At 59.1% G+C, this 12,033-nt stretch carries 12 protein-coding genes and 1 pseudogene; 5 read left to right on the top strand and 8 right to left on the bottom strand.

What is annotated here, in order from left to right:
- The first annotated feature begins 2 nt into the window (after window positions 1-2).
- Window positions 3-263: a DUF7696 family protein gene (locus AC1DR6_RS00065; RefSeq protein ID WP_476827139.1), complete on the top strand. Its 261-nt coding sequence runs from the start codon at window positions 3-5 to the stop codon at window positions 261-263.
- Here AC1DR6_RS00065 and ligD read toward each other — a convergent pair.
- The 3 genes from ligD to AC1DR6_RS00050 all read right to left on the bottom strand — a co-directional run bounded on the left by ligD (window position 260) and on the right by AC1DR6_RS00050 (window position 6,100).
- The gene (ligD, locus tag AC1DR6_RS00060; protein ID WP_476827138.1) at window positions 260-1,195 is read right to left on the bottom strand and encodes a non-homologous end-joining DNA ligase; all 936 of its coding nucleotides are present in this window, start codon (window positions 1,193-1,195) and stop codon (window positions 260-262) included. The genes AC1DR6_RS00065 and ligD overlap by 4 nt on opposite strands.
- 167 nt (window positions 1,196-1,362) lie before the next feature.
- A complete protein-coding gene (locus AC1DR6_RS00055) occupies window positions 1,363-2,118 on the bottom strand; it encodes a pPIWI-associating nuclease domain-containing protein (protein WP_476827137.1) in 756 nt (251 codons plus the stop codon).
- Window positions 2,119-2,287: 169 nt separating this feature from the next.
- Window positions 2,288-6,100 (bottom strand): hypothetical protein, encoded by a 3,813-nt coding sequence (locus tag AC1DR6_RS00050; RefSeq protein WP_476827136.1) that lies wholly within the window; start codon window positions 6,098-6,100, stop codon window positions 2,288-2,290.
- A 485-nt stretch (window positions 6,101-6,585) separates the two neighbouring features.
- Here AC1DR6_RS00050 and AC1DR6_RS00045 point away from each other — a divergent pair, with 485 nt between their 5' ends.
- The gene (locus AC1DR6_RS00045) at window positions 6,586-7,677 is read left to right on the top strand and encodes a HEPN domain-containing protein (RefSeq protein ID WP_476827135.1); all 1,092 of its coding nucleotides are present in this window, start codon (window positions 6,586-6,588) and stop codon (window positions 7,675-7,677) included.
- A gap of 399 nt (window positions 7,678-8,076) precedes the next feature.
- On the opposite strand, the gene AC1DR6_RS00040 is transcribed toward AC1DR6_RS00045, so the two are convergent.
- Together AC1DR6_RS00040 and AC1DR6_RS00035 are read right to left on the bottom strand one after the other, a co-directional pair.
- Window positions 8,077-8,814 carry a hypothetical protein gene (locus AC1DR6_RS00040; RefSeq protein ID WP_476827134.1) on the bottom strand — a complete coding sequence of 246 codons (738 nt, stop codon included), beginning with the start codon at window positions 8,812-8,814 and terminating at the stop codon, window positions 8,077-8,079.
- Window positions 8,815-8,889: 75 nt separating this feature from the next.
- Window positions 8,890-9,282: a hypothetical protein gene (locus tag AC1DR6_RS00035; RefSeq protein ID WP_476827133.1), complete on the bottom strand. Its 393-nt coding sequence runs from the start codon at window positions 9,280-9,282 to the stop codon at window positions 8,890-8,892.
- 113 nt (window positions 9,283-9,395) lie between these two features.
- Here AC1DR6_RS00035 and AC1DR6_RS00030 point away from each other — a divergent pair, with 113 nt between their 5' ends.
- Complete coding sequence (locus AC1DR6_RS00030; RefSeq protein ID WP_476827132.1) at window positions 9,396-9,836, top strand: hypothetical protein; 441 nt, start codon at window positions 9,396-9,398, stop codon at window positions 9,834-9,836.
- A gap of 8 nt (window positions 9,837-9,844) precedes the next feature.
- The gene (locus AC1DR6_RS00025) at window positions 9,845-10,384 is read left to right on the top strand and encodes a hypothetical protein (RefSeq protein WP_476827131.1); all 540 of its coding nucleotides are present in this window, start codon (window positions 9,845-9,847) and stop codon (window positions 10,382-10,384) included.
- Here the strand turns inward: AC1DR6_RS00025 and AC1DR6_RS00020 are convergent.
- Entirely contained in the window at window positions 10,381-10,686 is a 306-nt protein-coding gene (locus AC1DR6_RS00020; RefSeq protein WP_476827130.1) for a hypothetical protein, read from the bottom strand. The genes AC1DR6_RS00025 and AC1DR6_RS00020 overlap by 4 nt on opposite strands.
- A gap of 12 nt (window positions 10,687-10,698) precedes the next feature.
- Window positions 10,699-10,830, bottom strand: a pseudogene (locus AC1DR6_RS00015) (helix-turn-helix transcriptional regulator); the annotation flags it as partial.
- Between the two features lie 37 nt (window positions 10,831-10,867).
- Here AC1DR6_RS00015 and AC1DR6_RS00010 point away from each other — a divergent pair.
- Window positions 10,868-11,128, top strand: coding sequence for a hypothetical protein (locus tag AC1DR6_RS00010; RefSeq protein ID WP_476827129.1), 261 nt, complete (start codon window positions 10,868-10,870; stop codon window positions 11,126-11,128).
- Here the strand turns inward: AC1DR6_RS00010 and AC1DR6_RS00005 are convergent.
- On the bottom strand, window positions 11,098-12,009 hold the full coding sequence (locus AC1DR6_RS00005; RefSeq protein ID WP_476827128.1) for a hypothetical protein: 912 nt from the start codon (window positions 12,007-12,009) through the stop codon (window positions 11,098-11,100). The two genes, AC1DR6_RS00010 and AC1DR6_RS00005, sit on opposite strands and share 31 nt — an antisense overlap.
- Window positions 12,010-12,033 lie beyond the last annotated feature (24 nt).

Genomic DNA, 12,033 nt, shown 5'->3' with positions numbered 1-12,033 from the left:
ACATGCCTACCTACCCGCCAGCCAACCCGCCGATGACCTTTTCTGTGCTCGCCGGCCGAGATGTCTCGACCTGGTCGGAGGAATGGAAGCTGGAATGCGAGGTGCGCTTTCTCGCCGAGTTGCCGCTCACCCGGCGCAATGACGCGCTCGACGGCGTGCCCGATCAGCTGCGCGGGATAAAGCAAATTCGCGGAGAGGCCGCCGTCGCGCAGCTGCGCGCGCTCATCGATCGATACGCAGCCCTGAAAGGCAGCCTGTCTTAGCCGAGCTCGAACACGCTGGCTTCATCGGCGTCCTCGCGTTGTCCTTTAAATGACGCGTGCCTTAGACTGCCTTCATCGGTCCATGCCCGGAACGCGACCTCGGCTACAAGCGCTGGGGTCAGCCAGCGCAGCCCGCGCCTGCGCTCAGGCGTCGTGACGGCGGATTTGTCGATGACTAGGGCATCCATCTGCTTCCGCAGCGCGGTCGCGCTGGCTTGGGAGAAACCGGTCCCGACGCTGCCGACATAGGCAAGCCCATCAACGCTCCGCGCTGCCAGCAACAGCCGGCCGACGCCGCCAAGCGCTGCGGTCGAAGGCTCATAGCCGAGGATGACGAAGCTTTCGGACTGGATGCATTTGATTTTGAGCCAGTCACCGCCCCGGCCGGATTGGTAAGGCGCGGATCGACGCTTGGCGATGATGCCTTCGAGACCCAATTCGCAGGCAAGCTTGAGGAATGGCCCACCCTTTGTGTCGATCTCCTCGCTCAGGCTGATCGAGCCATGCGGCTGCGAGGCCAGGGCATCCGCCAGCATCTCGCGCCGATCGGTCAGCGGCATCGGGCGCAGGTCATGGCCGTTGAGATAGAGCAGGTCGAAGGCATACAGCCGTGCCTCTGATGCGAACCGTTTCCCGCCGCGTCCGCCGAGCGCCTTCTGCAACGCTCCGAAGTCAGAAGCGCCGCGCTCGTCAAGCACAACTGCTTCACCGTCGAGGATAGCATTGTCGAGCCCGAGTTCGAGGGCATCATGAGCGATGGTCGGCAAGCGGCTTGTCCAATCCTGGCCGCCGCGCGTGAGAATGTGGACCTGCTTGCCGACGATATGCACAGCCAGCCGGTAGCCGTCCCACTTCACCTCAAAGGCCCAGTCGTTGCCGGCGGGCGGTTCGCTTCGCAGCAGCGCCAGGCAGGGCTCTATGCGATCGGGCATCGGATCAACAAAGAGATCCGCAGCAAGCTTCCGCTTCCGCCGGGAGAGCGGCCCTTGGACGATATCACCGCCCAGCCCGGCCCTGAGAACTCGACGCGCACACATGAACACAACCACGCAACGAAACGAGTCGCCGAGGGGCCGCTAAGTGATTTGTTTCGATGATGTCAGACCAGCAGAATTCGGAGAACGATTTCTGCAGTGGTCAGCGCGTCAATGACGGTCTGCCTATCAGCATCGCCGCGCTGATGAGCGCTCTTACTCAGCTTTTGATATTGCGCTTCAAGCAGCTCACTGGCCTTTACCGCTACTGCCAAATCGCTTTCGGACCATCCTCGAGCGCGCTTTTGAATCGCATTGCGGTAGCGCGATTTCCTAGGCACCAGTTCGGGCTTGGCGGGGTCAGTGGCGAACCATGCCTGCGCCCGCACCTCCGCGTCAGGACTCAGTGAGTGAAGCACTTGGGTGATCAGTTCGCGCCCGGAATGTGCCGCCTGACGTGCCGCATCGGCGGTAACCGATTTGGCAGCGCGCCAAGCGCCTCGCCTCATGCCGACGAAATCGGGTGACAATTCCGCAAGAGCCCGGTCCAGGTCATCAAGCGCGCCTCGTGTGAGCGCCGTCTTGCCTGCTGCGGTGATCTGCCTCCACTCCTCCGGCGCCGATAAATCCGCGTAGGTTGGAACTATAAGGTTCAAGTCCTGAAGCTCGCGAGCGCACCGCATCGCTTGCGCCCTCTCTTCGAGAGTGAACTCCCCAGCCCCGATATGCCGCTCCAAATCGGAGGGCCTGCCAGGAGCTCCAATCACGTTGCCGATATGCTGTTGCACGATCGAGCGCCCGTAAAGGTGCAGCAGCGCCATCATCATGTCGTAGTCGGTAAAGCGCGTGCTCAAAGGCCGCTCATCGTCAAAACAGATCATCCTTGAAGGGCCGAATCGTTGTCGGATCGTCCAGGAGCTTTTCTGGAAGGGCACCGCGGGTCGTGCAGCTAAACTGCTCGCCGCCTTTTAAGGTCCGCTATCGGCCCAGAGCCGCCAGGAAAAGCTTGAAGTTGCTGATCACCGATGGACCCGTACTGCATAAAACGCCCTACTCAAACGCCTCATCATACCTGCGCTCTTGTTTCTTTTCCCATTCGCGCTCCTTTGTCACCGCGTCTTTCAGCTTCGCGTAGGCCGCCATTGCTGTCGGCCGAAGCCCCATCTGGCCATCGCTATCGAGATCCAGGAGCAACTTCGCGCGCTTCTCGATAATTGCGGCACGCGATCCACTCCAGCTGTTGGGTTGGAACCTGACGATAAACCGTTCCAAGACAGCAGCCTTGTTTGGAGCGGCACGCAAGATTTCCATAGCCGCCGGTATCCAAGCTGGTTCGTCCTCTTCCGAAGCGGGAGGGACCATGTAGGGAACATATGTAGCAACCCGTTCAAATCGGGCGCTTGGGTCTTTTTGGCACCACGACATCAGCGCTGGAGTCGGAATCTTGCTAAAGATGCCCTTCGGGCGATCTTCATCTTCGAACGGATCGCTCCATTGCCGTCGAGAGCGGGACGGCTTCAAAAGAGCTGCGTCGAGGCAGGCCTCCGGCTGGATTGCAAAAACAGTCGATAGAAAGTCATTGAAAGCATACGGTGAAACATAACGTCCAACTGACGATCTTCGGTACTCTCGGACAATGTTCCGAGCGGCAGCGGGGCCTGAGCGACCCTTCAGGCAGATAGAGGCAATCTTTGCTAAGTCGTAATCCAGTTTATTTTCGTCATCGCTGAAACGCACCCGTGCAAGAAGCGACAGGCCGAGCTTGAGAACATGAGGTGACCACGGCCTTGGTTCTTTGTCGTCTCGGTGGAAGTACATGCCGAGAATATCAATCGCCACCAGATGCCCGTCTTCCCTGCTGGCTAGCGAGCCGAGCAGTTTAGCTAGCATTTCTGGATCAGCATTCTCGGTAACGCGGCCATACATAAGGCATCGGTACTGCCAGATCGACACTCGGCCGCCGTCTAGAGCAAGCTGCAAGCGAGCCATACCGGCGATATCGAGGCCTGCTGCCACCTGGATCGGCGGGAAAAATGGGCCAAGCACATCATCCTCAACGGCAGCATCCAGCAGCTTTGTCGCCAGTGCTGGCGATTTTTGTTGGACCCCTTCTATGAAGCCCAACATCGCCTGCGGATTTCGATCAGGTTCGGCAACTTGAGCTACAGCTTGCCTGAGCGATTGCCACATTGCTTCCGGATCGAAGGCTCCAAGCCCCATGCCTCGCCCGAAAACGCCTAGATAGGCGCCACTCCCTGAGGCGACCACCGACAGCAGTTCTGCGAAAAGGGCCTCATCTCCCGCAACCTGCCGCCCATATTCTTCTGCCAGTGCATCAGCTTTGTCGCGCGCCGCCGAATAGTCCTTCTCTTTGCCGATCTCCAGCTCGATCAGGTCGATTGCCATATGGCTTTGGCAAAAGACGAGTGCTTTGATCCTCTCGCTCAGGTTCGACGGGGCAAGCTTACGCTCCAATGCCTTTAGCTTTTCGAGTTTCTGCTTTTTGTTCTGCTTGTCAGCAAAGCGGATAGACCGGCGAACAGAAATCCACGCATCTTGCCAGTATTCCTTGGCTGAGGCCGCATCAACGAGGCGCTCCACGGCTTCGGGGACGTTCGCATCGGTACAAAGTCCCGGCAGAAGGGGCGCGAGTTCGATGCGCAGATCTTTCGCGCAGAATCCGGCATTACTGAACAGGTCGACCGCGAGGTCGATCGATCGCGAGAACCATTTCTCTATCTGGGCTGGAGTACGGGGTTCATACCCCAAATCTCTCGCGAGATTGCCGAAGTCAGCGATCAGACGCGGCGAGAATTGGCCCGTTTTCAGCATCTTCGCCAGAAGTTTCGCTCCCATCGCCTGCTCGCGGCTATCGGCCGAACCGAGCAGCGCGCGAATTTTGGAAAGGCGCTGGTCAACCGTTGCATGTGTTCGCGAAGACCGCGCCTGGAAGAGAGCGCGCAGCGCGCCGATTGAGCTGTCATGGTTGTCATTCGGCTTCTCGACCTTCGCAAAGGTCACGAGGACGTCTACACTTCTACCGAAGAGAACTGCATCATACGCAATGTGATGAACGAGATTCACCGCATAACGTCGACGAGTTCCCCTTTCATCCAGGAGGACGCTTTTCTCCCCAGCAGCCAACGAGCGCTCAATAGTCTGCAATGCCGCCGCAGGAGCCAAAGAGGCGACGTTGACTAACATGGTCATGCCAACCTCGTTTAACGCATCGATATCGCCCAGAAAACCTTCCCGGCCGAGCCAGCGCTCCGCCACTGCCACAGCGTCAGCGCTGTCATGAAGATATCCAAGCCGACGTGAGAACGATCGGGCGAGACGCTCCGAAGCCTCGGTCACGAGACGGGCCTCGATCGAGGCTATCGGCAACAACTTCAGAGCGGATATTGCCAGCCGATTGCCGATAGCGTGCGGCAGCACCGCCCGCCATTGGCTACGCTGTTGCACGAGGTCGCGCCCCTTGAGTGTCGCCACATGCCGGTAAAGTTCGTCCGGTGACTGGCCGATTAGAGCCGCTAGCAGCGGCAATTCCGCCTGATCGCCATCACGACTCTCGGCATCGAACGAATAAACAAGCGAACAGGCTTCTGCGGCAGCCAGCAGATGGGAATCATGCTCGTTCCGTTGCTGAAAGAGGCGCTTGAAGAGCTCTGCGTCATTCAAACGGCTTAGCGACTCCCCGGGCTTGTAGGTCCGGGCCAAAGCCAGGGCAATCCTCGCGTTGCCGCCGGAAATGTCGGAACGCGCGATAGCGGTGGCATCAAGCGAAGGCAGTTCCGGTACATGTAGCCGAATGAGCTGTTCAATCAGATCGGCCGAAGCCGCCTCGATCTTGACGGTCTCGCTTCCTTCAGGCTCATCGTCGCGGATGTCGTATTCGACGGTGAGTACGCTGACGAGGCTTCCGGCCGCACGGCACAGCTCCGTCAGGCGACGATGGAGGTCTGACGGGCAATTGTCGACTACGACGACTGTTGGGCGCTTTTGAGCAACCAGTTGGCTTACCAAGGCCGTGGGCAACGGATCGGGACTATCCGCCATGTCGGCATATATGACCGCCGAGCGGTCTAGCGGGTTTTCTCCGATACCCTCAAACAATGCCTGGACAAACCGTGTCTTGCCGACACCGGATAAGCCTACCAATCGCACGGACTTCCGAGGTTTCCCGAGAATGTCCCGGACGTGCTTCAGGCCATCGAGAGCGGTTAGCGTTTGCGAGCGGTTGCCACTGACAACCAGACGAACCCTTTCGTCTGACAGATAAGGCGCTTTGTCCCCCTCTGGGGCAACAGCCCACTGGCCGTACGATTGCCAGCCGGACATTGGGCGCCCGGCCTTTGCCCTGATCCAAGGGATGAGACCTGGATGCTCCGTGAGCCAGGTCACAAGGCGGCGGCGGTCATAAAAGTCGACTTTAAGAGAAGAGCCGTTGGCGACGCCCATCACAGCCTGGCGCATTGCGTCCCTACGCAGCTTCAGGGCCGCGTCGGTTACCGATGCTCCGGAGCTCACGATCACATAGGCGCCGGATCGATCGACAAGCTCTTTGAGAGATGGCCGTATAATTCCGCCTGGAGCCATCTCCTCGCGAATGGCAGATGCAGCGAGGTCGGGCTTCTTGACCTGATAGCCAGTGTTCTGTGACGGAATGAAGCCGGTGAGAGCGCTGTTAGCTTCGACACGCACGTCGATACCGCCATCCGCGGCATCCTGGTGTCCAGACCAGGTCACTGCCGAGGGAGACAGGCCCCTCATCCTTATTGTCGCCTCGCAGAGCCTTCCTACAAGCTCACGCAATACGTCATCCGGCAATGCGGCGATATCGTCGGGGGTAATTTCGAGCATGTAGCGGCCGTACCATGAGATTTGTTAGGCGAGCGCAACTAGCGCCGTCTCACTTTTTTGTGAAAGATGGAATCCGTTCCTCGATTTGGTAGCGACGGCTGATGAGCACTAGACAAGCTGTCGATGCGTTTCGAACGTCAACCGAGCCGCTACTGGCGATGTGGTCGATCGGCGACCTGCGCTCTCTCGGTAGCTTAATCTGGATCGATGGAAGGCCGATTCTCACGCTTTTTTTAGAGGCCGACTCCGTAGATGACTCTCTTTTCGCCGACCCTGACTTGCCACTCTTCAGAGCGACTAAGCCGCCTCTTCAAGTCACAATCACGGGCTCAGCTCCGCACCTTGGAACTATAACATTAGAATGCTGTGCAAGGTATAATGTCCGCACAAACCGCAATTTTCATACGGGGAATGCAACATACCGCCTAGATTTTCTTCCGACGACGATTTGGGCCGGCTCATCGAAATCAAGCGTTGATGGGCGTGTGACAAGCGCGATCGGAAGCGACACGCGGCTGGCAGGATTCTTTGGAACGCCAGGGCTCAATGTGCTTCGCAAATACGATCCGAGCCTGAAAGAGATATATAATGTTCTGGGCAATCCAGAGCACATCTGGACCGCTAAGGGCCCCGAAGTTTCGCAGGTACCGCTAGGAAGCTCTGGTTGGGAGCTTCGCATTTATACAGATGCTAGTGAGACATCTTCTGCAACCAGTGGGCATACCATAAATTCATTGGTAAACCTGTCGGTCAGCTGTTCTACCCCAACTTCGATCTCAGAGGCATCCAAGCATTTAAATGGTGTTGAGGATATAATTTCGACGTTTTCGATCGAATCGTTCACGTTCCAATTCGAACAATATGTCACGGACGATTTCGAGAGAATTGCCCTGGTCTGGCGACTTGGAGAAAATCGGCTGCTATTCCGGTCGCCGATGAGGCATCAAATACTGATTGACTTGGAGGACGGTGAGACGCTGCGCGACGTATGTAGGAAATGGTTCACTGCATCTCCGACGATCAGCCTTTCTCGCTGGCTTTTCGTCCGAGCGCTGCGGGAGAGCGAAGATGGACTAGCTCGATTTGTAGCTGTAGCCCAAGCTTTCGAAGTGTTAGGGCGGGAACTCGGGCCAACAAATAGAATGCCTAAGATTCTTCTAAGACGGGCGGCGGCATTGATCAAGAATGCGCTTAAGGGGCAGTTTGATGAGAGCTTCATAGAGAGGGCGACGAACCTAATAAAATCCAGCAATAAGGCGTCTTATTCGGATGTACTCGCCCATATCATAGGGGGCGCGGTGGAGCGGCTTAATCTAGGCTCGATCGAGCAAGTGCAGGCGCTGAGCAAGAAGATTTCCGAGACCAGAAATGCGGTGATCCATATGTCGGATGATGATAAAGGTAAACTATCAGACGCCTTCGCTCGGGTAAATAAACTTAGCCTGCAACTTTGTTTTTGGTATGCAGTATGCCAGGCAGATCAGATGAAGCTGAGTATGCCTAATATCGGAATGTTCCTTCTAAACAATCGCAATGCCCGTCATGGCCTTCCAAATGAGGTCCTAGAACGAGATTAGTCATAGCGGCTCAGAAGCTGCGCCGTGGCAATGGATGTTTTTTCCGCATGTGGATCCTACGGGCCGGGCCACACGCGGCAGGATATCGATGGTTCGGTGCTGTCGTCGCCCTCGTCTTCGCAGACCGCTTCCGCGTCGTGCCCGTCTTCCAGATCGGCGTCCCCGTCGATCGCGTCAGCGACCGCTATCAGCCCTTCGATGACGGCGCCCAGGCGGGGCGTATGGGGCCAGCGCCGGCGGCGCGTTGCTCTAGCTGAGAGGCGACGCTGCGGAAGATGGCCAGGATAGCGACGCGGTCGGCTTCGCGTTCGGCGAGCGGCAAGGCTCGGCGGTCAATGTCTGGTGTCGGGCGCGGTGCTGATGCCAAGGCTGCAGTTAATAGTCGGAGATCGATCAAGCTCATGCCGTCGCTCCTGTCATGATGCGCTCGAAGTCCTCAGCGAGGTTGGCGCCGATACCTCCTGCATTCACGCGGGACCCGTTCGGGTCGTGCTCGTCCACGATGCTCCCAGCGGCATTTGCGGCCTGCGCCTTGATCAACAGCCCCACGATGGTTTTGGCCTCAATCCCACGCGCTCGCATCGCGAGCTTCGTCAGCGCGTACCTCGAACGCCAGAGCTCGCCTTCGGCCTCATTCAGACCTGAACCCTCGCGAGCGTCGGCGGTATCGCGCTCGAATTTCACAGCGAGGTCGTAAAGCCGGCGATGCTCGCCTTTTTGCCACGCGGGTCGATGGCCGTGGTTCCAACGCCGCCCGCATTGACGGTCGCTGAGGATGTCCTCCGTCTTTGGGACGCGGACGGGCAGCGTCTTGCCGCTCCGAGGGCTGACGAAGCGGGGAAGCTCAATCGGGTTGCCGAGGATGTCGGCCGGCTCGGCAAGCGAATACCACTCAATCTGCCCGAAGACCGAGATACCGAAGGGGACGGGCAGACCATCGGGAATGCTAGGAGCCAATCGGAGAGCTGCTTCGCGGACTGCTGGCAGCGCGGCTTGCGCGTCCGCATACCGTTTCCGGGCGGATGCAAGCTCCGCTCCGAGTGCGAGCAATTCCGGGTTCTCTGCCAGTCGGGAAGCCTCGAGCGCGGTTGCTAGCGCAGCAGAGGCGGGGAGCGGATCTGCGACCGCAACCGCCACGCCGACAGGCGCCGCTGCAGCAATCGTGATGCTGCCGGTCCGGCCAAGGAACAGACGACGCGTGAGGTTCATTGCTCAGGCTCCGGTGCTGACGAGCGCGCCGCGAAGGGCGTCGATGCGGGACGGGTTGAAGTGCTGGCGGTAATGCTCGCGCTCGATCTCGAAGCGGATCGCGGCGCGGTCGTTGCGGAAGGACGCGGCAAGGGCGGCGGCGTCCCGCTCCATCAGGGCGACGCGGGCCTTCGTCTCGGCGCCGATCGCGACGCGTTGGCGAAGCGCATAGGCCTCCGCCTTCGCCTCAGCCCAAGCCTTCGTCAGCGAGCGGGACAGGGTGCGGTTGATCTCGGAAGCCGCCTCCTGGCGAGCGCGGCCGAGCTGGAGAGCGAACCGCCCGATCTGATAGGCCCGGCGCATGATGGCGGCTTTCTCGAAAGAGATGCGGCCGGCGGTGAAGGAGGCGAGTGGCAAGGCCTAATCCCTTTAGGCTAGGTGTAATTCCTAGTTCACTATGTGGGAATACGGGACTTGCCGTCAATAGCTAACTATGAAAAAAAACTAGCCAACTAGAATTGGGAGTGGTCATGCTCACAACGGGAAATCAACTTCGTGCAGCTCGTGCGCTTGTCGACGTGGGCCAGGGGGCGTTGGCTGAAGCGGCCGGCGTCAATGTGAATACGATCAGCAGCATGGAAAAGCGGGGCGCTAGCACACTTTCCAGCGGCCTTGACGTCATTCGGCGTGTCCAGGCTGCACTTGAGGCTGCCGGGGTGGAGTTCCTAAACCATGGGAGTCCAGGCGTTCGGCTGGGCCAGCCCGTTATCGCTATCGAGAGCGCGGCCGATCTTGAAAAGGTGCCGCGAGAGATCGGGGCGCTGGTGCGAATTCCGACATCCGCCGTCGACCTATGGGACGCGCTCAGCGCTCGCGGCTTTCATGGCATCCGGTCGGACGGCCAGCATCACGTCATGCGGCGCGACTTCCATGATGGCGCAATCGCTGTGAACCGCGCGCCGGGCGCCTGAGCTCGCCGATGAGCGAGCTGGTCGAAGGCATCAAATTGCTGGGCGGCATCGCGGGCCTTGGGACCGCAGCGTTCACTCTGTACGATCGACTAGTACGGAACAGGCCGCTTCTGTCTTTGACAGCTGCTGCGCACCTCTATGATGACCATGGGGTGCCGTACCTAAGGCTGGCCAACAGGTCAGACCGCGAACTCGTCGTCACATTTATAGAGACCACTAAAGTCGCTACCGTTCATCTTCACGATGACACGCGAAGCATAATCGAGCATGAGCTAGGCAATCGCCACGCCCGCTTGATTGCGCCGGGAGAGACGGCTTTCTTCGAAATCTATTTGGACGAAGAGTTCCGGGAATCCATGCTGTCATCGTCGGCGGTGATCAGCTTCTGCGTCATCTGGCATTGGGCGGCTGGCTTCACATGGCTCGGCGGATTGCCTCTGACCGTGAGCGTCCGGTCCGATGATCTGGCACTCGTTTTGACGGATGCTGCGCGAAGAAATGTGCCCGCGCCCAATCAGGTCGCATCTCCACGGATGCTCAGCGTCTAAAGCAGATCATCATCGCTGATGAGCTGGATTTTGCACATGCCGACATAGCCGCTGTCGAACCAAGTCCCAACGAGCATGTCGTCTTCAGCAAATCGGTGCAGATCGGAGCGGCAACGAGGGTCGTGAGCTGCGCTAAGCCTAAAGTGCCCTTCGCCCTCCTGTCGCCCCGTCAGAACGAAGCGGCGGCCATCATAAATGTATTCCAGAGCAATTTCGTCGCCGTCTATTCGCACGGTACATTTGCCGGTATCCATTCCGTCGCCATAGTACCATGCGACTTCGGACTTGGCCCAAATCGTCATCTTTCACCTTTCTCAAGCTGCCAGTGTCGGGATGCCCGACACATCGACCTCGCGCTCGGCATGCCAGGTGTCATAGGCGCCCTGCATCCGCACCCATAGCGCGGCACCGTTACCGAATAGCCTCCCGAGGCGAACGGCGACGGCGCGCACCTCGTTGACGGGAAGCGGCCAAGAGGCCATTTTGGCCATCATGAACCCGCATTGGCCATCTTGGCTTCGAATCTCCGGCGCGCTCGCCAGCGTCGTGTTTACGGCCGCGCTGCTATTCCTGTTTGCAGCCTATGCGGTCCGACCATTTACGGAGTGGTTCGGCGAGCAAACACATGCGTGGCCAACCTGGGCGAATTCAGCTTTCATCGTGATCGGCATCAGTGGCCTTTACGCTGCCGGATTTTATTTTCACCGGCGCGATCAGCGGAAAGCCGACCGCGCGAACCGCTGAGCATAGGGCGCGCCAAGGTGGCCGGTGTCATAGCCCCGGCTCTGTAGCAGTGCATGCACGATCCGTTCAGTCGCCTTGCCGCCCGTTTCAGCCGCTGCCCGACCGCGACTGTTCCGCGCCAGTACGTCGAGCACCGGAGCGATATTACTGCCCGGCAGCAACAGCATCCGGGCGACGTCGTTGTTTCGCGCCTCGTCAGCGGTCACGTCCAYCACCGACTTGACCGCCTTGCCGCCCTTCAGCAAGGCTTGACCTGCTACCGCTTTCGGTCCGCCCACCGAACCGACGATTGCGGTCACTCCGGCGCTCTCGCCCCCTTTGCCGTCCCGAATCTTGACCAGCGCCTCGGCGGCATCGCGCATCTTCGTCTGACTGCCCTGAACGACGTGGTCATAAACCTCCTTGAACGCCGCTTCTCGATCGACCGCGTTGATGACTTGGTTCGCCTGGTCTTCGCCGAAGAGCTGCGTGAGCTTGGATCGGTTCCAGTCGCCCTCGCCTTTCACCATGTTTTTGACGGCAAGATAGTCGTTGCTGTGGTTGCCGACGATCCGCTCCATATCGGCGCGCACTCCCTGCCGCATGCGGAAGATTTCACCCGAAGGCCCGACGAAAAGCCCCTCCGGCTGAACCCCGGCTTTGATAGCGTCAGCCATTTCCTGCGGCCAAAGCGTCGTCTTCTCGTTGCTCAAAATGGACGATCCCTGCTTCAGGCCTTCGGATTGGCGCGAGAGTTCCTGGAAGCGAGCATCGACATGCTTGATGCCTTCCCGGCCGGCGGCGAGGTCGCCCGGCACGGCTCGCGCGAGGTAGTCGTCGACGGCCTGTCGCGCGAACCCGATCTGGCTCTTGGTCTCGCTGCCGAGCGCCGTATCCTCCATCTCGTCCAACGCCTTGCGGACGCT

Source organism: Allobosea sp. P5_A5, from assembly GCF_056400625.1.
This window is presented reverse-complemented; position numbering and strand designations above follow the sequence as displayed.